Below are 23,244 nucleotides of genomic sequence, written 5' to 3'. Positions count from 1 at the left end.
AGGACGGAAGGCAGGATGGGAGGAGGAAGCAGTTTCGTACAAATCGTACAAGAGGAGTCAGACAGTGGGCCAGGTCAGCGCGAGCAGTTCGATCACCGTCGCAGCCACACCGGAGAAGGCGCTCGCGGCTTTGACGGACTACGAGACGGTGCGTCCGCGCATCCTCTCGGAGCAGTACCTGGACTACCGCGTCCTCGAGGGCGGGCAGGGCGACGGCACCGTCGCGCAGTGGACGCTGAAGGCCACCGAGAAGCGGTCCCGCGACATCAAGGCGACGGTCACCGTGGCGGGCAACACGATCACCGAGACGGACGCGAACTCGTCGCTCGTCACCACCTGGGTCGTCGCGCCGAGCGGCAGCGGGTCGACGGTCACCACGACCACCGAGTGGAAGGGTGCGGGCGGCATCGGCGGCTTCTTCGAGAAGACGTTCGCCCCGCTGGGTCTGAAGAAGATCCAGGGGCAGGTGCTGGCGAACCTCGAGCGCGAACTCGGCTGACCCGGTCCCGTTCGCTCCGGCGCCGTCGACGGGATTCGCACGACGGCGTCGGCGCCGGACCGCGCTGACGGTCACGGTCTACGCTGGCAGGGGAAACAGCAGAAAGGACCACGTCAGTGCAACCAGGTGGACAACCCGACATGTCGCAGCTCCTCGCGCAGGCGCAGCAGATGCAGCAGCAGCTGATGGCCGCGCAGCAGGAGATGGCCGAGGCCGAGGTCACCGGGCAGGCCGGTGGCGGACTCGTGACCGCGACGGTCAAGGGGACAGGTGAAGTGGTCGGTCTGAAGATCGATCCGAAGGTCGTCGATCCCGACGACGTGGAGACTCTGCAGGACCTCGTGATCGGTGCGATCGAGGACGCGTCGAGCAAGGCACAGGAGATCGCGGCGCAGAAGCTCGGTCCGCTCGCGGGTGGATTCGGTGGGGGCGGCCTGCCTGGCCTCCCCGGTTTCTAGAGGCGCGGCGTGTACGAAGGTCCGGTTCAGGATCTGATCGACGAGCTGGGCAAGCTGCCCGGCGTCGGGCCGAAGAGCGCGCAGCGCATCGCGTTCCACCTGCTCAGTGTCGAGCCGCCGGAGATCGACCGGCTCAAGAACGCGCTGCAGCGGGTGCGTGACGGCGTCCAGTTCTGCGTGGTGTGCGGCACGGTGTCCGACAAGGAGCACTGCCGCATCTGCGCCGATCCGCGCCGCGACCGCACGGTGATCTGTGTGGTCGAGGAGCCGAAGGACGTCCAGGCCGTGGAGCGCACCCGCGAGTTCAAGGGCCGCTATCACGTTCTGGGCGGCGCGCTGGATCCGCTGTCCGGGGTGGGCCCCGACCAGCTGCGGATCCGGGAGTTGCTCGCGCGCATCGGTAATCAGGAGGACGGCGTCGACGTCTCCGAGGTGATCATCGCGACCGATCCCAACACCGAGGGCGAGGCCACCGCGACGTATCTGGTGCGGATGCTTCGGGACTTCCCCGGTCTCACGGTCAGCCGGCTCGCGTCGGGTCTGCCGATGGGCGGCGACCTCGAGTTCGCCGACGAGCTCACGCTGGGCCGGGCGTTGTCGGGGAGGCGCACGCTGTGACGTCGGATCCGGGCACCGCGGCGCCGGTGAAGCGGACGGCCGAACAGTCGCGGTCGCTGATCGTCGACGCTGCGGGCCGGGCGTTCGCGACGCGTCCGTACCGGGAGATCACGCTCAAGGACATCGCCGAGGACGCGGGGGTCAGCGCACCGCTGATCATCAAGTACTTCGGGTCGAAGGAGCAGCTGTTCGACGCCCTCGTCGACTTCCGTGCCGCCGCGGAGCTGCTGTTCAGCGGTCCGCTGGACGGTCTCGGTGAGCGGATGGTGTCGATGTTCGCGCGGCCGCTCGAGCCGTACAAGCCGTTGTCGCTGAGCATCCTGTTCATGAGCGGGCCGAGCGAGGAGGCCAGCCGGAAGCTGCGGGCCAATTATTCGACGCAGATGATCGACACGCTGGCCGAACGACTGCCCGGGTCGGGTGGCCGGCTGCGCGCGGAACTGGTGATGTCGATGCTGACGGGTCTCGCCGTCATGCGCCGCAAGATGATGCAGGAGCATGCGACGGGCACCCCGGACGAGGTCGTGGCGCAGTACGCCCCGCTGGTGCAGGAGTTGCTCGACGGCTGAGGGCGGATTGTCGGGCTTGCGGGGTAAATGGTTGTTCACCTAATGTGGTGAACAACCATTTACCAGCTGCGCGAGGGGTGACATTTGACGATCTCGTTGCCGCGCCCGCTCTCGGCGCTCGCGGATCACCCGGGCGCGCAACCCGCATCGGCCAACGGATCGCGTTACCTCTTCCCGATTCTCGCGTTCGCGGGCGTGTTCCAGGCCGTCCTGCAGACGGTCATGGTGCCCCTCCTGCCCAGCATGCCGACGTTCACCGGCGCGAGTCAGACGTCGGTGTCCTGGCTGATCACCACCACCCTCCTGGTCGGCGCGGTGGTCACCCCGATCTTCGGCAGGCTCGCCGACATGTTCGGCAAGAAGCGGATGCTTCTCGTCGCCTTCGCGTTCATGACGATCGGCGCGTTGATCTGCGCCGTGACGTCCGACATCGCCTTCCTGATCTTCGCGCGGGGACTGCAGGGGGCGGGCGCCGCCGTCATCCCGGTCGGAATCTCGATCCTCCGCGACGAACTGCCGCGTGAGAAGGTCCACGGCGCCATTGCCATGATGAGTTCGACCCTCGGGATCGGCACCGCGCTCGGACTGCCGTTCGCGGCGGCCGTCGCCGAGTACTCCAACTGGCACGTGCTCTTCTGGGTCATCGCGGGAATCGGGCTCGCGGTCACCGTGGCCGCGGTGCTGTTCATCCGCGAGTCCGAGGTGCGGTCGGGCGGGCGGTTCGACGGGGTCGGCGCCGTCGGCCTCACCGCCGCGCTCGTCTGCCTGCTCGTCCCGATCACCCAGGGCAGCTCGTGGGGCTGGGGAAGTCCCGCGGTGCTCGGCATGTTCGGGTCCGCGGTGTTCCTGTTCGCGCTGTGGGGATATCAGCAGCTACGCAACCGGAACCCGCTCGTGGACCTGCGGGTGTCGGCGCGACGGTCGGTGCTGCTGCCCCACGTCACGGCGCTGCTCGTCGGCTTCGCGTTCTACGGAAACGCCCTCATCACCACGCAGCTGCTTCAGGCGCCCCGTGGCGACGCCGGCTACGGCCTGACCATCCTCCAGGCCGCGGTGTGCCAGCTCCCGACGAGCCTGTCGATGATTGTGTTCGCGCAGGTCGGCGCCCGGGTGTCCGAGCGCTACGGGTCCAAGGTGACGATCCTGTCGGGCGCGATCTGCCTGGTCCTCGGCTACGCACTGCACACCGTGCCGCACAAGGAGCTGTGGCTGGTGATCGCGGCTCTCGGGGTCGCGGCCACCGGCACGGCGCTGGTGTACAGCACGCTGCCGATGCTGATCGTCCGTGCCGTGCCGTCCACGCAGATGGCCGCGGCCAACGGCGTCAACGTGTTGCTGCGGACGATGGGCACGACCATGTGCAGTGCGGTCGTCGCGACGGTCCTGGCGGCGAGCATGGTGGGCGGGGTCGCATCCGCCGCCGGATTCTCGATCGCCTACGGGGTGTGCGCCGTGCTCGCGGTCCTGGTGTTCGCGGTATCCCTGACCCTGCCCGGGCACGATCGGACGAAGAAAAGTCCGGTGGAACCCCTTGTGACGTAGATCACTCGCGTGTATCGTCAGTGATGCGGATCGAGGAAATGTACCTGTGAGCAGAGAAAACTCGAGAAGCAGAGATCCGGCCGAGAATGCAGAAGCATTCCCGGCCGAACCCCTGTCTGGGGTCTTTACTCCTCCATCGATTCCGCGATCTCCTTGATGGCGGCCAAACGACGGTCCCACTCGGCCCCGATCCGCTCCAGCGTCCGCGCCGTCTTGTTCAGTTCGGCGCCCAGCGCGCGGTAGCGGATCTCGCGGCCCACCTTCACCGACTCGACCAGCCCGCACGCCTGTAGCGCGGTCAGGTGCTTCGCGATGGCCTGCCGCGACACCGGAAGTCGCGTGGCCAGCGACGACGCCGACTGGTCTGATCGCCCCAGTTCGGTCAGGATCTCCCAGCGGGTCTCGTCGGACAGCGCCGCGAACACCGAGGCCAGTTCGGCATACGTGCCCACCGTCATGCCTTCACGCCGTGCAGGTACGCGACCAGTTCGTCGAGTTCGGCGTGCCAGCCCTGGACGTTGGCCTCGCGGGCCCGCTTCTGGTCGGCAACGTCGCGGTCGAGGTCGTCGAATCCAGTTTCGACGACGGTCAGTTCGGTGCCGGCGGCGTGCTCGGACAGCGTGAACCGCACCAGAGTCGAGTTGCCGATCACCGGGTCGGCGTCGATGTCGGCGGCCCAGCGGAAGCCGAACGCGTTCGGTTCGTCGACCTCCGTGACGACGGCGCGGGCGGTGCCGTGCTCGTCCCACGTGAAGGCGGCCTCGCCGCCGACGCTGAGATCGAGCGATGTGCGCTGCCCGAACCACTGACTGATCTTGTCGGGATCCGTGATTGCCGCCCACACCGCCGATCTCGGGGCGTTCACGACAACGGTCCGGGTGATGCTGCTCGATGCGTCCATGACGGCCACCTTCCTCGCGGTTATTCTGCAACTCCATGGTTGCACATGTCGCCCGCTTTGTGCAACTGTCAGGTTGCACTGATACGTGAGTGGCAAAGCGTGCCCCAGGACGCTTTGCCACTCACCTGGTTTATGCACAGCCTGTGGATAACTGGGTCTGCGGGACCGATCCGTGTCGGAGCGGGCCGACACCGTTTCCGGCATGGAACACGACTCTTGGCAAGCACTTCTCGACGCCCAGGACGGCGTCGTCACCACGGCACAGCTACGGGCGCACGGCGTCAGTGCCACCGCGCTCCGGCACCGGGTGGTCACCGGGCAATGGTTGAGGGTGTTTCCCCGGGTAATCGCGGTGACCAACGGCCCGCTCACGCGCCCGATGGCCCTCTCCGCCGCGCTTCTCTACGGTGGCGGGCGCGCGATCCTCAGTCACCGGACCGCGGCCGAGGAGTGGGGGATGCTCCGCATCGACGACCCGTCCGCTCCCGTCCACATCACCGTGCCCTACAAGTGCTCGGCGGTGAACCAGGGGCCGACGGTACGTGCACCGGGCGGTCCACGCCCGACCTCCGCCGGCAACGCCGTCGTGCACGGTGGCGTCGTGGTCCATCGGTCCCGGGCGTTCGGGCACATCGCCGTCCCGTTCCGCCAACCCCGAACATCGAGGGCCGACACGGTGTTCGACCTCGCTGTGTCCGAGGCAACCCCGAAGGAAGCGGCTGCGCGATTGATCGAAGCGGCCACGAACGGCAAGGTCCACGTCGACGCCCTCCGTCGGAAACTCGAGCTGCGGCGCCCGTACCGGCACGCGACGGACATCGCCGACGCCGTGACGCTGCTCGGCGACGGCGTCCAATCCGTCCTCGAACACCGATATGCGCTCGACGTCGAGAGGTCGCACGGACTGCCGACGGGGAAACGCCAGATGCCGCACGTCGTGGACGGCCGGATTCTGTACGAGGACGTCGACTACAGCCCGACGGGAGTCCCGCTGATCGTCCGGCTCGACGGGCAGCAGTACCACAGCGGCCGGCAGTCCCGCTTCCGTGACCGTCGACGTGACAATGCCGCGGAACTCGCCGATCGTCCGCGGTTGGTCTACGGGTGGGACGAGACCACCCGCGACCCGTGCGGGGTGTTCGAGGAGGTGCGCCGGGTGCTGGTCCGTGAGGGCTGGGCCGACACGACGCACCGCTGTCCCGCCTGCCCACGTGAGTGAAAAAGAGTGTCCGGGGACGCTTTCCCACTCACCTGCGCAGGTGAGTGGAAAAGCGTGCGGGACCACGCTTTGGCGCTCACCTAGACGCGCAGGCGCTCCCGGCGCAGCTGCTCGACCTCGGGCAGGTCGAGGGGCGCGAGTTCGTCGACGCCCAGTGCCCGCTTCAGTAGCAGGTCGGCGAGTTCGGGGTTGCGGGCGAGCGCGGGTCCGTGCATGTACGTGCCGATCACGGAACCCTGGACGACGCCCTCGAGCCCGTCCCCGACACCGTTGCCGACGCCGTGCGTGACCCGGGCGAGGCCGCGGGCTCCGGCGCCGAGTGTGGTTCCGCCGCGGTGGTTTTCGAACCCCGTCAGCGGCTGCGTCAACCCGTCGATCTGCGGGGCCGTGATCACCTCGCCGATGGACCGCGTCGCCTGCGGGGACGTGGTGACGTCGAGCATCGACACACCGTCGACGCGTTCGCCGCTCGACGTCTCGTACCAGTTGCCGAGCACCTGGATGGCGGCACAGATCGCCAGGACGGGGGCGCCGCGTTCGGCGGCCTTCTGCAGTCCGGGGTACTTGGCGAGGTGCCGGGTGGCGAGGCGCTGCGCCGAGTCCTCGGCGCCGCCGAGCGTGTACACGTCGAGGGACTCCGGGACCGGGTCGTTCAGCGTGATCTCGACGATCTCCGCGTCGTAGCCGCGCATCCGCAGCCGCTGCCGGAGGATCAGGGCGTTGCCGCCGTCGCCGTAGGTGCCCATCACGTCGGGCAGCACCAGGCCGATGCGGACGGTCGAGTCAGGCATTGCGCGCCTCCTTCGCGATGGCGGTGTTGAGGTCGCGGAACGCGGTGTAGTTGGCGAGCACCTCGACGCGTCCGGGCGGGCAGGACGCGATGGCCCGCAACGGGTTCGGGTCGAGGGTGTGCTCGACTCCGGCGTACGTGAGGCGGACGGCCAGGTCGGTGCCGCGTTCGCCGGCCGCCACCACCTTGACGCCCTCGAAGTGCTCGAACCGCACGTCCCACAGCCAGGACAGGTCCTCGCCGTCGGGGACCTGCCCGTTCACGGCGATCACGAGGCCGTCGACGGTGGGGTCGATCATCGACAGCGCTTCCTGCCAGCCGGCGGGGTTCTTGGCGAGCAGCATGTGCACGGAGTGCGAACCGACCTCGACGGTGCTGTAGCGGCCCGCGACCTCCTGCACGGTGGCCGCGGCGGCGACCGCGTCCTCCGCCTTGGCGCCCATCGCGACGGCCGCCGCGACGGCCTGCGCGGCGTTGCCGCGGTTGGCGCGCCCGGGTAGGGCGAGCGTCATCGGGATCTTCAGACCGTCGGGCCCGTACAGGTTTTCGTCGTCCAGCCACCAGTCGGGGGTGGGGCGCGCGAAGTCGGAGCCGGTGCTGCGCCAGTGGGAGCCCTCCCAGACGATGGGTTCGCCGGTGCGCGGACAGCTGGCGGCGTCGCTGGCCCAGCCGCCGCCCGCGGCGACCCAGACGACGTTCTTCGCGTCGTAGGCGACCGAGGTGACGAGGACGTCGTCGCAATTGGCGATCACGACGGACTCCGGGTGCGCGGCGACGCAGGCGCGGAGTTTGCGTTCGATCATGTTGATCTCGCCGACGCGGTCGAGCTGATCGCGGCTGAGATTGAGCAGAACGAGGGCTTCGGGGTTGACGGCGTCGCTGACGTGCGGGACGTGCAGTTCGTCGACCTCGAGGGCGGCGAGGGGCGCGTGGACGCGGGTGCTGAGCGCGGCGACGATGCCGGCGTCCATGTTGGCGCCGTCCGCCTGCGTCGCGACCTCACCGAGCGTGGAGAGCGCCGCCGCTGTCATCCGGGTGGTGGTGGACTTGCCGTTGGTGCCGGTGATCACCGCGGTGCGCCGGTGGGCGCCGAGCTGTTCCATCAGGGTCGGGTCGATCTTGAGGGCGATCAGTCCGCCGATCATCGAGCCCTTGCCGCGCCCGGCCTTCTGCGACGCCCACGAGGCCGCGGCCGCTGCGCGCAGGGCGACCTTGCCGCGCGTCGTGATCCCAGTTCCAGTACTCACTCCGCGAGTTTTGCACAGGGTCCGGTCAGACGCCGACTCGCGCGGGGGCACGTGAGTGCGAAAGTGTGCTCGGACGCACTTTGCCACTCACCTGGGTGGCGGTGGCACCGGCGATGACGACGGCCCCGCCGATCAGCGACAGGACGCTCGGCTCCTCGTGCAGCACCAGCCAGGACGCCCCGATCCCGACGATCGGGACCAGCAGGGAGAACGGCGCGACCATCCCGGCGGGGTAGCGGCTGAGCAGCGCCGTCCACAGACCCGAGCCCGCGACCGTGCCGAGGATCACGATGTAGGCGAGGCCCGCGAGCGCCAGCGGGCCGGCGCCGTGCAGCGAGGACGTCAGGGAGTCCCAGCCGGCCGACGGGCCCTCCACACCGAGCGACAGCGCCAGCATCGGCAGCGGTGGGATGACGCACATCCACAGCATCAGACGCATCGGCTGATCCGACGCGGCCTTGCGATTGCCGATGTTGCCCAGCGCCCACGACAGTCCCGCGAACAGGGTCAGGGCCACCGGCAGCAGCGCGGCGTGCTGGGCGCGGTCCCAGCCGATGAGGGTCATCCCGGCCATCGCCACGAGCAGCCCGCCCACCTGCGTCGGCCGCAGCCGCTCCCGCAGCGCGGCCGCGCCGAGGACCACCGTGAACGGCGCCGAGGACTGCAGCACCAGCGACGCCAGCCCGGTCGGCATCCCGACGTGCATGGCCCAGAACAGGAAGGCGAACTGGCCGACACCGAATCCGAGGCCGTACACGAGCAGCCATTTCAGCGGGACCTGCGGACGGGGAACGAACAGGATCACCGGGATCGCGATGACGAAGAATCGCAGGGCCGCGAAGAAGAACGGCGGGAAGTGGTCGAGGCCTGCGCGGATGGCGAGGAAGTTGAGCCCCCACAGGACGACGACGGTGAGTCCGAGCAGCCGGTCGCGGGAGGTCATGCATTCCATCGTGAGGGCCGGAAACAATCAGGACAAGCGCATAAATGTGCACCATCGATGTAGTTTTGCTACATGGATGCGACCCGGTTGCGCGTGCTCCGCGAGCTCGCGGACCGCGGGACGGTGGCGGCGACCGCGCAGGCGTTGTCGATGACGCCGTCGGCGGTGTCGCAGCAGCTCAAGATCCTCTCGCGGGAGGCCGGGGTGACGCTGCTCGAACCGGCAGGCCGCCGGCTGCGGCTCACCGATGCCGGTCAGGCCCTCGTCGTCCGCGCCGATGACGTCGTGGCCGCCCTGGACCGCGCGGCGGCGGAGATGAGCGCCTACCGCGGTTCGCCGCGCGGCCGGGTGCGGGTGGCGCTGTTCCCGTCCGGGGCCGCGCTGCTGCTGCCCGGATTGTTGGACGCGCTCGCGGGAAGCTGGGTGGATGTGCAGGCGCGGGACGAGGACCTGCCCGCGGCCGCGGTGCCCGCACTGCTCGCCGATTACGACGTGGTGCTGACCCACCGCGACGAGCGGGCCCCGGACACGTCGTCGCCGCGGGTGACGGCCGAGCCGCTGATGCGCGAGCCCATCGACCTCATCCTGCCGCCCGGCCATCTGCTCGCCGGACAGGACGCGGTCCGGCCGGACCAGCTGGCGGACGAGCGGTGGATCAGTGTGCGCGGCGGATTTCCCGTCGACGACGTGCTGATGTCGGTGGCCGCCGCGACCGGTGTGCAGCCGCACGTGGCGATGCGCATCAACGACTTCCGGGTCATCGAGGAACTCGTCGCCGGCGGTCACGGCGTGGCCCTGCTGGCCCGGCACGCGGTGACCAGCCGCGCGGTGGTCCAGCTTCCCCTGGCCGGGGTGCGCGCCGCCCGCATCTACGAACTGGCGCGCAGACCCGCAGCCGACGACGTTCCCGCCGTCGCCACCGTGCTGCAGGCGTTCCGGGACGTCGCGGCCCGGATCGCGGAGTGAAGGGACCGGAAACGGAAGAAGGCCCGCCGGGCAGGCGGGCCTTCGTCGGGGCGGGCGCTCAGCTGCTCAGCGCCTTCGCCTTCAGCGTGTCGTATTCCGCCTGCGTGATCGTGCCCGCGTCGAGGAGGGCCTTCGCGTCAGCGATCTGCTCGGCCGAGGACTTGCCCGCGACGGAACGGATGTAGCTGTCCTGCGCCTGCTTCGCCTCCTGCGCGGCCGCCATCGACCGCTCGGCCATGCTCTTGCTCCGGGTGATGAGGTACACGAGCGCGGTCAGCAGCGGGACGAAGAACAGGAAGACGATCCAGATCGCCTTCACCCAGCCCGACGTCTTATGGTCGCGGAACAGGTCGGTGATGATGGAGAACAACAGGATCAGGTAGGCCACGAAGCCGAAGGTGACGATGATCACCCAGAGAAAGTCCCAGAAAGAGTCCATAGCAGCGCTCCATTCACAGTCGAATTCACTCTGCGCTGACTATCGCACCGGGTCGGGGCGCCCGCGTCATCCGAAACAGGTGAAATGCGGGCCGACCTGACGCCACGCCCGCGAACGCCGAACGGCCGCGACACCGGTAGGTGCCGCGGCCGTTCGGGTGGGGACTACTTGCCGGCTTCGACCGCCCGGCGCATGCCGCGCTCGACCGCACCGATGATGTACGGACGCAGCTCCACGGCGGGGATGACGGCGTCGACGGAGCCGACCCGCTGTGCCCGCTGGATGTTGTGCACGGCCTCGAACTCGGCCGCGACCTCACCGAGCTTCTCGTTCCGCACCGCAGCCTGCTGGGCCGCCAGCTCCACCCGCAGGTGAGCCTGCTGGGCGTCGTTCTGGGCGCCCGCCAGGTTGGCCTCGAGCTCCCGGATCGACGGGTCCGCCGCCACCCGCGAGTTGACCTCACGGGTGAAGACGACGGCCGCGGCGGGGGCGCCACCGAGGACCGAGGCGAACGAGCCCTCGACCGCCAGCACCTCCATGTTGTCGTTCAGTGCTCCGGAGAACACCACGAACGCGCCACCGTGGTAGCGGGAGACGACGCAGAACACGATCGGGCCGTCGAAATTGACGATGGCGCGGCCGATCTCGGCGCCGTACTCGAGCTGGATGTGCCGCAGCGAGTCCGGGGAACCGTCGAATCCGGACAGGTTGGCCAGCACCACGAGCGGCCGGCTGCCGCTGGCGGCGTTGATCGCGCGGGCCGTCTTCTTCGACGACTGCGGGAACAGCGTGCCCGCGGTCCACTGGTCGGGACCGTTGGCCGGCGACCATCCCTTACGGGCGATGGCCCGCGACTCGATGCCGATGACGCTCACCGGGTATCCGCCGAGGTGTGCGTCGAACACGACGGACGTGTCGGCGTCCGCCATGTCGGCCCACCGCTCCAGCACCGTGTGGTCCTGGTCGACGAGTGAACGCATCACCGTGCGAATGTCGAACGGCTTCTTGCGTTCCGGGTTCGTCTCCGCGGAGAAGATGTCGCCGACCGTGGTGAAGTCGCTGGACGGGTGGATGTGCGGGAAGGACCGCACGTCGCGCCCGATCGGGTCGCTGGTCTGCGCCCGACGCGGGAAGCGTTCTCCGGCAACGACGTACGCGTGGTCGTAGTGCGCGAACAGGATCTCGCACGCGGCGGGCAGGTTCGGCGCCCAGTACTGCGCCTCACCGTTGGGGCCCATCACGCGGTCGTAACCACCGATGCCGAAGTTGTCCTCGGCCGAGACGCCACCCGAGTAGTCGAGCGAGTTCTTGCCGGTGAGCACCATGGCGCTGTCGGGCGTCATGACGAGGATGCCCTTGGTGTGCATCAGCATCGTGGCTTCGGCGTTCCAGTACGGCTGCGCACCGACGTTGATGCCGGCCACGATCACGTTGACCTCGCCACCGTCCTGCGTGAACGTGATGAGGCGACGCAGGCCGCGGGACACCCAGTCCATGTTCTCGGTGCCGCTGTCCATGGAGATCGTCGCGCCGGACGACAGCGCGAACCACTCGACGGGAACACCCAGCTTCTCGGCCAGGTCGACACCGGCGACGAGGCGGGCGCACTCGGCCTCCGCGACGGTGCCCAGTGCCTTCGTCGGGTCACCGAACAGCGCGACGCGGGTCATGCCCTCGGGGTGCCGGTCGGTGCGGGCCGTGACCAGACCGACGACGAGGCCGGCCTTGTTCTGGCCGTACGGACGCTCCACGGGCACCAACTGGCCCGACTCGTCCAGGTCGTGCTCGACGAAGCTGCCGTCGCGACCGGTGAGCAGCGGGATCAGCTCGTACGGGTAGACGGTGCCGCGGGCACGGGAGCTGCGGACCTTCTGCGTGTACGCGTCGAGCGGCTGCAGCGGCTCGGTCGGCGGTTCGGTGACCTTGACGACCACACCGGCGCCGGTGCGGTAGGAGAAGCGCAGAGCCTTCTCCCGCGACTCCGTGCCGGGCTCGCCCTGGAGGCGGGCGATCACGGTGATCTCCTCGAGTCCGGCACCCGCGGTGAGCGGTGCCGCGACCCGGGCGAACGCCTCGAGATCCTCGACGGGAACGTCGATCTTCGGCCACACGTACAGCACGACGCGGTTGGCGTCGAGCTTGCGCTTGCTGCCGCGCGTGGCCTGCGCCCGGCGGATGCCGTCGAGGCACGACTGCAGCACGCGTTCCGCGGCGGGAACACCGATGACCTGGCCGTCCTCGTTGCGGACCGGCGTGATGTCGCGGACCTCGGCGAGCGCGATGAGGCGTTCGTCGGTGGGGTTGTCGCGCGAGACCAGGTTGAACAGGAACGTCTCGGCGGCCGCGGGGAGGCGGGTGCCGTCGAAGTTCTTCAGACGCCACAGGTCGAGTCGCTGGCCGGTGAGCGGGTGCATGTCCCGGATCAGCTTCTCCTCCGCGAGGACACCAGCGTCCGGGCGGTAGGTGAACTTGCGGACGTCAACGTCGGTTCCGCCGAAGACGGACACCGTGACGCGGCGGCAGGTCGCGGCCAGCGGCAGCGCCGTCAGTGCCTTCCGCAGGTCCTCGGACATGGTGTCCGGGTCGGCGGGCGGCGCGGTCCACGACAGGTAGAGGTCGAGGACGAGGTTCTCGGGGTTCTCCGAGGCGACGGCACCGATCTCGTCGAGCGCGCCGGGCAGTTCGGCGTACTCGCCGACGGCGGAGACCAGGTTCAGGCGCTCGCCGAGCAGGTCGAAGTTGCCGGTGACGAAACGGCGTCCGTTGCGTTCGAAGGCGGTGACGTCCTCGAGCGTGCGGATGTCGTAGTAGCGCCGGGTGACGACCTCGAGCAGCGGGCCCACGGTCGTGCTCTTGCGTGCGATCCGCTGTCCGAGGAGCTCGGTCAGCGACTGCGGGGTGGCGACCAGGGCCTCGAGGCGTTCCTGGTAGTCGCCGGCGCCGGGGTTCTCGGCGAGGTACTCGAGGCTGCCGCGGACACCGTCGTACACCTGCTCGCGGGCCTTGCGGATCTGCGGCTCGTCGAAGAACCGGAACCGCACGTTGCGGGCGACGTTGCCGATCACCGGGTAACGGACCTGGGTGGCGGTGATGAGCCGGTCCAGGACCTCGCCGAGTCCGCTGGGTGCGCGGCCGGGAGCGTTGCCCTCGTTCAGCCACCGGTCGAGCAGGGCGGCGATGACGGGAACCTGGTTGTCCATGCGCTGCTGCGCGAGGAACAGGCGGTAGACCGCCTCCTCCAGCTCGCCGTTGCGCTCGAGGTCGGTGACGTCGTAGTGACGCAGCGCCCGCGACAGACGGGTCGTGAACGACTCCGGCAGGCCTTCGAGTTCGACGTCGAGGGTGTGCAGGTAGGTGTGGAAGTGCTCGCGCGGGCTGTGGACGCGCTCGTCAGCGTCCTCCTCGGCTGCGGTGGGACGGTTACGTCCGATCTCGCAGATGTCGGCGAACGTGTTCAGCAGGGCGAGTTCCGCCTGCACCAGATCCGCGTCGCCCGCGATGTCGGCGCGAAGCTTCTCGTAGTCGGCGAGGAGCACGCCTGCCCGCTTCGCGCTGACGTCGTACCCGGTGAGCAGCGCGGCGAGCGCGTCGATCTGCTCGAGGGCGTCGGTGCGGACGTCGCCCTTCGAGGCGGGGACGGCGACCGCGAATTCGACGCGCGGCGACTTCGGAGCGGTGGACTCCTCCGCGGTCTCCTCGACGCGCAGCAGTGCGGTGCCGGCGTCGACCTGGGAGTTGACCATCGCGAGAACTTCGCGGACCCGGCCTGCGACGGGCGCACGGACGGCGGTCTCCATCTTCATGCTCTCGAGGACGACCAGCGTGTCGCCTACCTCGACCTCGTCGCCGACGGACACGGGCACCGCGACCACGACTGCGGGAGCGGGTGCGCGGACGACACCGGCCTCGTCCTGGCTGATCTGGTGGCTGATGCCGTCGACCTCGACGAGGTACTGGGCGCGGCCGGCGACCGACACCACGTGGTGGCGGCGGGTGCCGACGACGAGGCGGCTCTCGAATTCGCTGAGCCGATCGACCTCGACCTCGACGTCGGGGCTGTCGCCGTCGACACGGTAGGTGTGGGCGCCGACCTGCGTGACGGTGAGGCCGTAGGCCTGACCCTGGTAGCTGAGCTCCACCTTGCGGCCGATGGCGTGACCGGCGCGGGGGCGGCCACCGCGAGCGGACGACAGGAACGCCTCCCGCTCGAGCTTCTCCTCGGCGTCGTAGACGTCGATGGCGGCGGCGATCAGTGCGACATCGGCCACCTTGGTGGGCGTCGTGACGCTACCGACGCCGGTGCGGTCGAGCCAGCCGGTGTCCGCGGACGCGGAGATGACCTCGTCGCGGTCGAGCAGTTCGAGGAGGAACGACTTCGTGGTGGTGCCGCCCTGCAGGACGACGGTGGTCTCGCGCAGTGCGGTGCGCAGACGCGCGAGGGCCTCGGAGCGGTCGCGACCCCAGGCGATGACCTTGGCGACCATCGAGTCGTAGTCGGGCGGGATGACGTCGCCCTGGGCGATGCCGGTGTCGACGCGGAGACCGCTGCCGAGCGGGAACTTGAGCAGCTGCACGGCGCCGGGTGCGGGAGCGAAGCCGTTGGCGGCGTCCTCCGCGTTGAGGCGGGCCTCGACGGCGTGACCGAACTCGGGTGGGCAGTCGCCGACGAGCGGCTCACCGCTGGCGACGAGGATCTGCAGCTTCACCAGGTCGATGCCCGTGGTGGCCTCGGTGATGGGGTGCTCCACCTGCAGGCGGGTGTTGACCTCGAGGAACGTGAACGTCTTCTGCTCGGGCTGGTACAGGTACTCGACCGTGCCGGCGCCGCGGTAGCCGGCGGCGCGCACGAGCTCGGCGGAGACGGTGCGCAAGTGGTTCGACTGCTCGGTGGTGAGGAGCGGGGAGCTGGACTCCTCGATGACCTTCTGGTTCTTGCGCTGGATGGAGCAGTCGCGCACACCGGGAGCCCAGACGTTGCCGAAGTTGTCGGCAATGACCTGTACCTCGACGTGGCGTGCGTCGGTGACCAGCCGCTCGATGAACACGACGGGGTCGCCGAAGGACCGCTGGGCCTCACCCTGGGTGCGTTCGAGCGCGAGTTCGAGTTCGTCTTCCGACCACACCTTGCGGATACCGCGGCCACCGCCGCCGGAGCGGGCCTTGATGATGAGCGGGTAGCCGATGGCCTGGGCGTGACGGCGGGCGTCGGCGCGGGTGGCGACGGGGCCACCGCTCCACGGTGCGACCGGGACCTCCACCTTCTCGGCGAGGAGCTTGGCCTCGACCTTGTCGCCCAGCAGGCGCATCGATTCGGCGGGCGGGCCGATGAACGTGATGCCGAGCTGCTCGCAGACCTCGACGAACGCGGGATCCTCGGCGACGAAGCCCCAGCCGACCCACACGGCGTCGGCCTTGCTCTCGCGCAGCGCGCGGGCCAGCTCGGCGTGGTCGAGGTAGGCGGTGCCGGTCTTGACTGTGCGCAAGCACACACCTTCGTCGGCCTGCCGGACGAACATCGCGCGACGTTCCGCCTCGGTGTGCAGGGCGATCGTGCGGATGCCGTAGTTGTGCTCGGCGTTCAGTTCGCGCACCGCGCGAATCAGGCGGACGGCCGCCTCGCCGCGGTTCACTATCGCTATTCGCTTGAACATCTGTTATCGCTCCGTTTCCGTAAAACTCATTGATCCGCAGAGTGTTTCGATGGCCAAGGCCATGTCCGCCGAGGACTGGGTGCCGCCTTCGCGGACACGTGCACCCCTGCACAACCCGCTTGACTACCTCCAGGGGCGCCCCGAACGCGATCGTCGGACCTGCGTCGTTGCAGGGCCGATGCTCGGGGAATGCGAGCATAACGTCGAAAATATGTACCCGCGCGTAACTTCTGCGGGGCCCCGATCGGCTTGTCAAGTCTTCAAGGAATTGCGTGTCGACCCTACGAGAGAGTAAGAAGGCCGGAATTCCGTCGAACTGGGCGTCCTTCGGCGAGTTGTCTGCAACCCGTTGTCACGGAGTCGGTTTCGTCCGGTTTTTCGAGATGTTCTCGCAGACGGGAACTTTCACACGGAAGTTACTGAGGGTTCACCTTCGGTTCGGCGGCGGCGGGTTCGGTCGCGTGCGCCACCGCGCCCCGCAGGCCCACGTGCGCCTCGCGGTGCATCCGGTCGACCATGTGCGGATAGTGCAGTTCGAACGCCGGCCGCTCGGAGCGGATGCGCGGCAACTCCGTGAAGTTGTGCCGCGGCGGCGGGCAGCTGGTCGCCCACTCGAGGGAGTTGCCGAAACCCCACGGGTCGTCCACCGTCACCACCTCGCCGTACCGGTAGCTCTTGAAGACGTTCCAGACGAACGGCACCGTCGATGCCCCGAGGACGAACGCGAACACCGTCGACACCGAGTTGAGGACGGTGAAGCCGTCCGAGGGCAGGTAGTCGGCGTAGCGGCGCGGCATCCCCTCCGCACCGAGCCAGTGCTGGACGAGGAACGTGCCGTGGAACCCCGTGAACGTCGTCCAGAAGTGCCACTTGCCGAGGCGTTCGTCGAGCATGCGTCCGGTCATCTTCGGGAACCAGAAGTAGATGCCGGCGTAGGTGGCGAAGACGATCGTCCCGAACAGCACGTAGTGGAAGTGGGCGATGACGAAGTAGCTGTCCGTGACGTGGAAGTCCAGCGGCGGGCTCGCGAGGATGACGCCGGTGAGGCCGCCGAAGATGAACGTGATGAGGAAGCCGAGCGAGAACAGCATGGGGGTCTCAAACGTCAGCTGACCCTTCCACATGGTGCCGACCCAGTTGAAGATCTTCACCCCGGTGGGCACCGCGATCAGGAACGTCATGAACGAGAAGAACGGCAGCAGTACCGCGCCGGTCGCGTACATGTGGTGCGCCCACACGGCGATCGACAGGGCCGCGATGGCGATCGTCGCGTAGACGAGCCCGTTGTACCCGAACACCGGCTTGCGGCTGAACACCGGGAAGACCTCAGTGACGATGCCGAAGAACGGCAGCGCCACGATGTACACCTCCGGGTGGCCGAAGAACCAGAACAGGTGCTGCCACAACAGCACGCCGCCGGTCGCCGGGTCGTACAGGTTCCCGCCCAGGTGCCGGTCGACGAACAGACCCATCAGCGCGGCCGTGAGGATCGGGAACGCGACCAGGATCAGGATGCTGGTGACGAAGATGTTCCACGTGAAGATCGGCATCCGGAACATCGTCATGCCCGGCGCCCGCAGGCAGATGACGGTGGTGATCATGTTGACCCCGCCGAGGATGGTGCCGAGGCCGGACAGCGCCAGCCCCATGATCCACAGGTCGGCGCCGACGCCCGGCGAGTGCAGCGCGCTCGTCAGCGGCGAGTACGCCGTCCAGCCGAAGTCCGCGGCACCGCCCGGGGTGACGAAGCCCGCGATCGCGATGGTCCCGCCGAACAGGAACGCCCAGTAACTGAATGCGTTGAGGCGGGGAAACGCGACGTCGGGGGCACCGATCTGCAGCGGCAGGATGTAGTTGGCGAACCCGAACACGATCGGCGTCGCATACAGCAGCAGCATGATCGTGCCGTGCATCGTGAACAGCTGGTTGTACTGCTCGTTCGACAGGAACTGCAGACCCGGGACGGCCAGTTCGCCGCGGATCAGCAGCGCCATCAGACCGCCGGCCATGAAGAAGGCGAACGACGTGATCAGGTACAGAATCCCCAGGTCCTTGGGATCCGTCGTCGTGATCATCTTGTAGAAGAAGCTGCCCTTGGCGCGGCGCCGGGCCGGATACGGACGGACCGGACGATGCTGTTGAAATGCCAGATTCACGACGCCCCCCGAGGGGTCCGAGGCGGTTCGGGTCCGGTGTGGACTCCGTTACCAGGGTAGTCACCCGGTGCCCGGAGAGCGCCATTTTCCGAGGGCCTGAAAATGAGCGGCCCCGGAAACGACGCTGCCGCAGGTGCACGTGATGCGCGCCTGCGGCAGCGGTGGTGCGGCAGCGGTCAGTGCGCCCGGTTGACCGCCGAGACGACGGCGCGCAGCGACGCGGTGGTGATCGACGTCGCGATGCCGACACCCCAGACCACGGTGTTCCGCCCGTCGGGAGCGGTCACCGCGCACTCGACGTACGCGGCCGCCTGGGCGTCGTCGCCCGCCGACATGGCGTGCTCCGAGTAGTCGAGGACGCGCACGTCGAAGTCGATCGTGGCGAGCGCGTCGACGAACGCGGCGAGCGGGCCGTTGCCCGAACCCGAGATCTCGTGCTCCTTGCCGTCGACCTTCACCGTCGCGGTGATGGAGTCGGTGCCGCCGTCCTCCTCGGCCGCGGTGACCTTCTGCTTCATCCGCTCGAGCGGCGTGATCGGAGCCAGGTACTCCTCGTGGAAAACGTCCCACATCTCCTTGGGCGACACCTCCCCGCCCTCGCCGTCGGTGATCCGCTGGACGGCCTGCGAGAACTCGATCTGCAGGCGACGCGGCAGCACCAGCCCGTGATCGGCCTTCATGATGTACGCGACGCCGCCCTTGCCGGACTGCGAGTTCACGCGGATCACGGCCTCGTACGTGCGGCCCACGTCCTTCGGGTCGATCGGCAGGTAGGGGACCGCCCACAGGATGTCGTCGACGTCCGCGTCCTGCGAGTCGGCGTCGAACTTCATCGCGTCGAGACCCTTGTTGATCGCGTCCTGGTGGCTGCCGGAGAACGCGGTGTACACGAGGTCGCCGCCGTACGGGTGGCGCTCGTGGACGGGCAGCTGGTTGCAGTACTCGACGGTGCGGCGGATCTCGTCGATGTTCGAGAAGTCGATCTGCGGGTCGACGCCGCGGGTGAACATGTTGAGTCCGAGCGTGACCAGGCAGACGTTGCCGGTGCGCTCGCCGTTACCGAACAGGCAGCCCTCGATGCGGTCGGCGCCGGCCTGGTAGCCCAGCTCGGCGGCGGCCACACCGGTGCCGCGGTCGTTGTGGGGATGCAGCGACAGGATGACCGAGTCGCGGCGGGCGAGGTTGCGGTGCATCCACTCGATGGAGTCGGCGTACACGTTCGGCGTCGCCATCTCGACGGTGGCGGGCAGGTTCAGGATCACCGGGTTCTGCGGCGTCGGCTGCAGCACCTCGGTGACGGCGTCGCACACCTCCTTGGCGTACTCGAGTTCCGTGCCGGTGTACGACTCGGGGGAGTACTCCCAGCGCCACTGCGTGTCCGGGTAGTTCTTCGCCTCTTCGAGGGCCAGGGTCGCCGCGTCCGTCGCGATCTTCTTGATCACCTCGCGGTCGGCCTTGAACACCACCCGGCGCTGCAGGACGGACGTCGAATTGTAGAAGTGGACGATCACCTTGTTCGCGCCCTCACAGGCCTCGAACGTGCGCTTGATCAGCTCCGGCCGGGACTGCGTGAGCACCTGAATGGTGACGTCGTCCGGAATCGCGCCGTCTTCGATGATCTCGCGGACGAAGTCGAAATCCGTCTGGCTCGCCGACGGGAAGCCGACCTCGATCTCCTTGTACCCCATCCGCACCAGCAGTTCGAACATGCGGCGCTTGCGGGCGGGGCTCATCGGGTCGATCAGTGCCTGGTTGCCGTCACGGAGATCGACGGCGCACCACTGCGGGGCGCGGTCGATGATCTTGTCGGGCCACGTGCGATCCGGCAGCGACACCGGCTCCACTTCCTCGGAGAAGGAGCGGTAGCGGAACGTCGGCATCGACGAATTCTTCTGCGTGTTCCATTCCGGCTGATCGGAGGGAGCAGGCTTGGAAGGCGGCGTGATGGTGCGCGTTCCGGAGGTAAAGGCGTCAGCGGGGGACATGGGATTGATCTCCAGGTTCGATGTGGACTTTCTGAGTCCAACGGCTGTGTCGACCGGCGCACGCGAAACCCCGCGACGGGAAGCCAGTCTGGATCAGACCCCGTCGCGGCAACCAAGGAGGAGTGCGCGCTGCATACTCAGCACTGTACTCCGGGCACCATCGTTCGCGTGCCGGGGTTCGAAGTCCGAGTGAGGAGAGAGCGGTGGGCCGCAGCGCGACGGTGGTATCACCGCTGGTGGCCGCCACTTTTGCGATGCTGCTGGTGTCGTGTTCCGGCGTCGTCGCGGGGGCGCCGAGCGTCACCCGGACAGGCGAGCCGATCTACGGCCTGCCGGTCAGCGAGCACACCCGCGCGGAGTTGGCCGTCGCCGCCGCGGCCCGCGACCTCGCCCCGTGCGGTCTGCTCGACCGAGATCTGATCGCCTCGTTCGGGCAGGTCACCGCGTACGGGCCCGTCGGCGACCTGTCGACCTGCCACGCCGAACTGGTGCCTGCCCGCGGCACACCCGCCAACCCCGTCTGGGTCGAGGTGACGGTGGGTGAACGCGAACCCACGGAGCGCACCGGTGCGGGGGAGGCGACGTCGGGAATCGAGGTGCGTCCCGCGGCCGGCGCACTCCCGGGCACGTGCACCCTCTACTTCTCGCTGCCGCCGGTCCCGGGCGCGGCAGACGCGCCGGGGCGCTGGGGGCACGTGTCGTACCTCGACGGGGCAGGCGGGACGGGCGACTCCGCGGCGGGCGACGACTGCGCGGAGGCGCGCACGGTACTCGCATCGGTCGTGGGCAGGCTGGGGTCCCCGGTGTCTTGGCCGTCGGATATTCCTCTCGCGCAACAGGATCCGTGCCGGGTGGTCGAGAAGCTGTCCGGACGGGGCGTCGAGGCGTTCACCCCCGGCAGCCGCCCCTACGAATGCCTCCTGACACTCCGCGGCGGCGCCGAGGCGTCCGTGCAACTGGCGCTGTCGCCGGAACCGTCGCACGCCGGCGGACCCGAAACGGTCGAACTCGACGACAAGCCGTTCACCTACTTCCGGGACGCGATCGAATGCCACTACTACTTCTATCCGGGGGCCGTGTTCGACACGAACGTGCCGTCGAGCCCGATGAGCGAACGGGACAAAATCGGCAACCGGCTGACGGCGTCCGTCGCGGCGTCCGCACCTAGCTGCGACGACGCGGAAACGCTGGTGCTCGCCGCGACCGAAGTGTTCGACTACTGAGATGAACACACAGGTCGATGTCGCCCGGGCCTATCTGGATGCGTTGCTCAGCCACGACGGCAACTCGGTGCCCATCGAACCCCGGGCCGTGCGGTACGAGATGGGGCTGAAGACGGCATTCTCCGGAAATCACCTGCGCCGAAGCCTGTCCGGCGGCCCCCAGTACCGGGTGATCCGGTCGATCCGCGACTGCGTGTGGACGGTCGACGGCGACGACGTCACCGTCGACTACCTCCTGGACGCCGGACTCCTCGGCCGCACCCTCGCGACGGTCCGGGTGGTCGAGACGTTCCGGATCCCGCCACACGACCTGCGCATCCACCGCATCGACGCGAAGATCCGGCGACCCTGACGGGTCGCCCCCTGAGCGGTTGTCGCGCTGGGACTTCCGGTACGTGAGTGGCAAAGTGTGCTCGCGCGCGCTTTGCCGCTCACGTACCCGTCAGGCGAGCGTCTCGTGCGCTGCGGGAACGGAACCCAGGCGACCGGCCTGGAAGTCCTCGAACGCCTGCAGTACCTCGGCCTTGGTGTTCATGACGAACGGTCCGGCCATCGCGACGGGCTCGCGGATCGGCTTGCCGCCGAGGAGGAACACCTCGAACGACTTGGTCCGCGAGTCCTGTGTGTCGGCCGCGGCGATCGTCAGGGTGTCACCGCGTCCGAAGACGGCCGTCTGACCCATGCGGATCGGACGGCGCTCCGACCCGACGAGCCCCTCGCCCGCGAGGACGTAGGCGAGCGCGTTGAACTCGGGGTTCCACGGCAGCGTCAGGCTCGCACCCGGCGCGACCGTCGCGTGGACGAGGCTGATCGGCGTGTAGGTGGAACCGGGACCGTGGTGACCGTCCACGTCGCCGGCGATCACGCGAACGAGAGCGCCGCCGTCGGACGAGGACAGCAGGGCCACTTTCGCGCCGGTGATGTCCTGGTAGCGGGGTGCGGCCATCTTGTTGTCGCGCGGCAGGTTCACCCACAGTTGGACGCCGTGGAACAGGCCACCGCTCGTCACCAGATGCTCGGGCGGGGTCTCGATGTGCAGGATGCCGCCACCCGCGGTCATCCACTGGGTGTCGCCGCCACCGATGGTTCCGCCGCCGCCGTTGGAATCCTGGTGCTCCATGATGCCGTCGATCATGTAGGTGACGGTCTCGAAGCCGCGGTGCGGATGCCACGGGGTGCCCTTGGGTTCACCGGGTGCGTAGTCGACCTCGCCCATCTGGTCCATGTGGATGAACGGGTCGAGGGCCGGCAGGTCGATGCCGGCGAACGCGCGGCGCACCGGGAACCCTTCGCCCTCGTACCCGACGGGTGCGGTGGTGAGCGAACGGACCGGGCGGTCGACGGCGCCGGGGGCAGGTGCGTCGATACGCGGCAGGGCAAGGATGTTGTCGACCGTCACGGCTGGCATGGGGTGTCTCCTCGTACTCAGGTAATTGATTGTTCAACTACTGCATGGTGTGTAACACCCGCTGCGTCCAGGTATTCCCACAGGGCGGCTCCGCCGCCCGTGCGTGGCCGGCGAGCGCAGAGACTCGTTAACCACGCACGGGCGCGGAGCGCCTAGTTGAGGACGTTCTCGTGGTCCGGGCAGTACCGCGTGATCGCGCCGATGATGTACGGGTAGACGCCGTCGTTGGTGAGCATCGGCGTCCACTCCTCACGCACCTGGTCGAGCGGTTTGCCCGCGTCGAGGGCGGTGCAGATCTCGCCGGCCTGATGGACCGCCAGGTCGTCGTCGGTGACGGTCTGGTTGTTCGCGCGCAGGTAGGCCAGGTAGTCGGCGGCCGTCTGCGGGTCGTCGGCGACCGCGAACACTCGGCTGCCGGGCGCGGTGGCGGCGGTCGTCCGCGCCGCCACGGACGCCGAGGCGGACGTGGTCTCGGATGCTGCGGTGTCGGTGTCGCCACCACCGCAGGCGGTGAGGAGTGCCGCGGAGCAGACGGTGAGGGCGGTCAGAGCAAGGGTGCGGCGCATGGGGCGTGTGATTCCTTTCGAGGCCTGTGACGGCGACGATCGTATCGCCTGCGGGGCCGGTGTT

20 protein-coding genes are annotated in these 23,244 nt (G+C 68.6%); 9 read left to right on the top strand and 11 right to left on the bottom strand.

Translation table 11 applies throughout. The features are described from left to right. Positions 1 to 64: 64 nt before the first annotated feature. The 5 genes from BLV94_RS24480 to BLV94_RS24460 all read left to right on the top strand — a co-directional run bounded on the left by BLV94_RS24480 (position 65) and on the right by BLV94_RS24460 (position 3,686). On the top strand, positions 65 to 499 hold the full coding sequence (locus BLV94_RS24480) for an SRPBCC family protein (RefSeq protein ID WP_072938224.1): 435 nt from the start codon (positions 65 to 67) through the stop codon (positions 497 to 499). A gap of 116 nt (positions 500 to 615) precedes the next feature. Continuing rightward, positions 616 to 957 (top strand): YbaB/EbfC family nucleoid-associated protein, encoded by a 342-nt coding sequence (locus tag BLV94_RS24475; protein WP_012691319.1) that lies wholly within the window; start codon positions 616 to 618, stop codon positions 955 to 957. Between the two features lie 9 nt (positions 958 to 966). Then, positions 967 to 1,575, top strand: coding sequence for a recombination mediator RecR (gene recR / locus BLV94_RS24470; RefSeq protein WP_005248644.1), 609 nt, complete (start codon positions 967 to 969; stop codon positions 1,573 to 1,575). After that, positions 1,572 to 2,144 carry a TetR/AcrR family transcriptional regulator gene (locus BLV94_RS24465; RefSeq protein WP_072938221.1) on the top strand — a complete coding sequence of 191 codons (573 nt, stop codon included), beginning with the start codon at positions 1,572 to 1,574 and terminating at the stop codon, positions 2,142 to 2,144. Before recR ends, BLV94_RS24465 begins: the two co-directional genes overlap by 4 nt. A gap of 84 nt (positions 2,145 to 2,228) precedes the next feature. After that, complete coding sequence (locus tag BLV94_RS24460; RefSeq protein ID WP_072938218.1) at positions 2,229 to 3,686, top strand: MFS transporter; 1,458 nt, start codon at positions 2,229 to 2,231, stop codon at positions 3,684 to 3,686. A gap of 125 nt (positions 3,687 to 3,811) precedes the next feature. On the opposite strand, the gene BLV94_RS24455 is transcribed toward BLV94_RS24460, so the two are convergent. After that, positions 3,812 to 4,144 (bottom strand): ArsR/SmtB family transcription factor, encoded by a 333-nt coding sequence (locus tag BLV94_RS24455; RefSeq protein ID WP_072938215.1) that lies wholly within the window; start codon positions 4,142 to 4,144, stop codon positions 3,812 to 3,814. Then, positions 4,141 to 4,587, bottom strand: coding sequence for an SRPBCC family protein (locus BLV94_RS24450; RefSeq protein ID WP_072938213.1), 447 nt, complete (start codon positions 4,585 to 4,587; stop codon positions 4,141 to 4,143). The genes BLV94_RS24455 and BLV94_RS24450 overlap by 4 nt, the downstream gene beginning before the upstream one ends. Positions 4,588 to 4,789: 202 nt before the next feature. Here BLV94_RS24450 and BLV94_RS24445 point away from each other — a divergent pair, with 202 nt between their 5' ends. Beyond that, positions 4,790 to 5,806 carry a type IV toxin-antitoxin system AbiEi family antitoxin domain-containing protein gene (locus BLV94_RS24445; protein WP_072938468.1) on the top strand — a complete coding sequence of 339 codons (1,017 nt, stop codon included), beginning with the start codon at positions 4,790 to 4,792 and terminating at the stop codon, positions 5,804 to 5,806. Positions 5,807 to 5,886: 80 nt separating this feature from the next. On the opposite strand, the gene BLV94_RS24440 is transcribed toward BLV94_RS24445, so the two are convergent. Genes BLV94_RS24440 through BLV94_RS24430 form a run of 3 tightly spaced genes read right to left on the bottom strand, consistent with a single transcriptional unit; the run spans position 5,887 to position 8,786 of the window. Then, positions 5,887 to 6,597 carry a type 1 glutamine amidotransferase gene (locus BLV94_RS24440; RefSeq protein WP_072938210.1) on the bottom strand — a complete coding sequence of 237 codons (711 nt, stop codon included), beginning with the start codon at positions 6,595 to 6,597 and terminating at the stop codon, positions 5,887 to 5,889. After that, positions 6,590 to 7,843: a Mur ligase family protein gene (locus BLV94_RS24435; RefSeq protein ID WP_072938465.1), complete on the bottom strand. Its 1,254-nt coding sequence runs from the start codon at positions 7,841 to 7,843 to the stop codon at positions 6,590 to 6,592. Before BLV94_RS24435 ends, BLV94_RS24440 begins: the two co-directional genes overlap by 8 nt. A gap of 25 nt (positions 7,844 to 7,868) precedes the next feature. Continuing rightward, positions 7,869 to 8,786 (bottom strand): EamA family transporter, encoded by a 918-nt coding sequence (locus BLV94_RS24430; protein WP_072938208.1) that lies wholly within the window; start codon positions 8,784 to 8,786, stop codon positions 7,869 to 7,871. A 72-nt stretch (positions 8,787 to 8,858) separates the two neighbouring features. Between BLV94_RS24430 and BLV94_RS24425 the strand changes: the two genes are divergently transcribed. Next, positions 8,859 to 9,752 (top strand): LysR family transcriptional regulator, encoded by an 894-nt coding sequence (locus tag BLV94_RS24425; RefSeq protein WP_072938205.1) that lies wholly within the window; start codon positions 8,859 to 8,861, stop codon positions 9,750 to 9,752. A 58-nt stretch (positions 9,753 to 9,810) separates the two neighbouring features. On the opposite strand, the gene BLV94_RS24420 is transcribed toward BLV94_RS24425, so the two are convergent. The 4 genes from BLV94_RS24420 to leuA all read right to left on the bottom strand — a co-directional run bounded on the left by BLV94_RS24420 (position 9,811) and on the right by leuA (position 19,983). Continuing rightward, positions 9,811 to 10,191: an SHOCT domain-containing protein gene (locus BLV94_RS24420; protein WP_072938202.1), complete on the bottom strand. Its 381-nt coding sequence runs from the start codon at positions 10,189 to 10,191 to the stop codon at positions 9,811 to 9,813. A gap of 164 nt (positions 10,192 to 10,355) precedes the next feature. Next, on the bottom strand, positions 10,356 to 15,842 hold the full coding sequence (locus BLV94_RS24415; protein ID WP_072938199.1) for an ATP-binding protein: 5,487 nt from the start codon (positions 15,840 to 15,842) through the stop codon (positions 10,356 to 10,358). Positions 15,843 to 16,258: 416 nt separating this feature from the next. After that, positions 16,259 to 17,998: an aa3-type cytochrome oxidase subunit I gene (gene ctaD / locus BLV94_RS24405; protein WP_072938193.1), complete on the bottom strand. Its 1,740-nt coding sequence runs from the start codon at positions 17,996 to 17,998 to the stop codon at positions 16,259 to 16,261. A 176-nt stretch (positions 17,999 to 18,174) separates the two neighbouring features. Then, positions 18,175 to 19,983, bottom strand: a complete 1,809-nt coding sequence (gene leuA, locus BLV94_RS24400; protein ID WP_072938191.1) for a 2-isopropylmalate synthase — start codon at positions 19,981 to 19,983, stop codon at positions 18,175 to 18,177. Positions 19,984 to 20,186: 203 nt separating this feature from the next. Here leuA and BLV94_RS24395 point away from each other — a divergent pair, with 203 nt between their 5' ends. Continuing rightward, a complete protein-coding gene (locus BLV94_RS24395) occupies positions 20,187 to 21,206 on the top strand; it encodes a hypothetical protein (RefSeq protein ID WP_072938188.1) in 1,020 nt (339 codons plus the stop codon). 1 nt (position 21,207) lies between these two features. After that, the gene (locus BLV94_RS24390; protein WP_072938185.1) at positions 21,208 to 21,558 is read left to right on the top strand and encodes a DUF8021 domain-containing protein; all 351 of its coding nucleotides are present in this window, start codon (positions 21,208 to 21,210) and stop codon (positions 21,556 to 21,558) included. Between the two features lie 90 nt (positions 21,559 to 21,648). Here the strand turns inward: BLV94_RS24390 and BLV94_RS24385 are convergent, their stop codons facing one another. Continuing rightward, on the bottom strand, positions 21,649 to 22,614 hold the full coding sequence (locus tag BLV94_RS24385) for a pirin family protein (RefSeq protein ID WP_072938182.1): 966 nt from the start codon (positions 22,612 to 22,614) through the stop codon (positions 21,649 to 21,651). A 152-nt stretch (positions 22,615 to 22,766) separates the two neighbouring features. Further along, entirely contained in the window at positions 22,767 to 23,180 is a 414-nt protein-coding gene (locus BLV94_RS24380) for a DUF732 domain-containing protein (RefSeq protein WP_072938179.1), read from the bottom strand. Positions 23,181 to 23,244 lie beyond the last annotated feature (64 nt).

It is taken from the genome of Rhodococcus koreensis (assembly GCF_900105905.1).
Classification (GTDB): domain Bacteria; phylum Actinomycetota; class Actinomycetes; order Mycobacteriales; family Mycobacteriaceae; genus Rhodococcus_F; species Rhodococcus_F koreensis.
The sequence above is the reverse complement of the archived record's forward strand: the minus strand, read 5'-3'. Positions and strand labels throughout refer to the sequence as shown.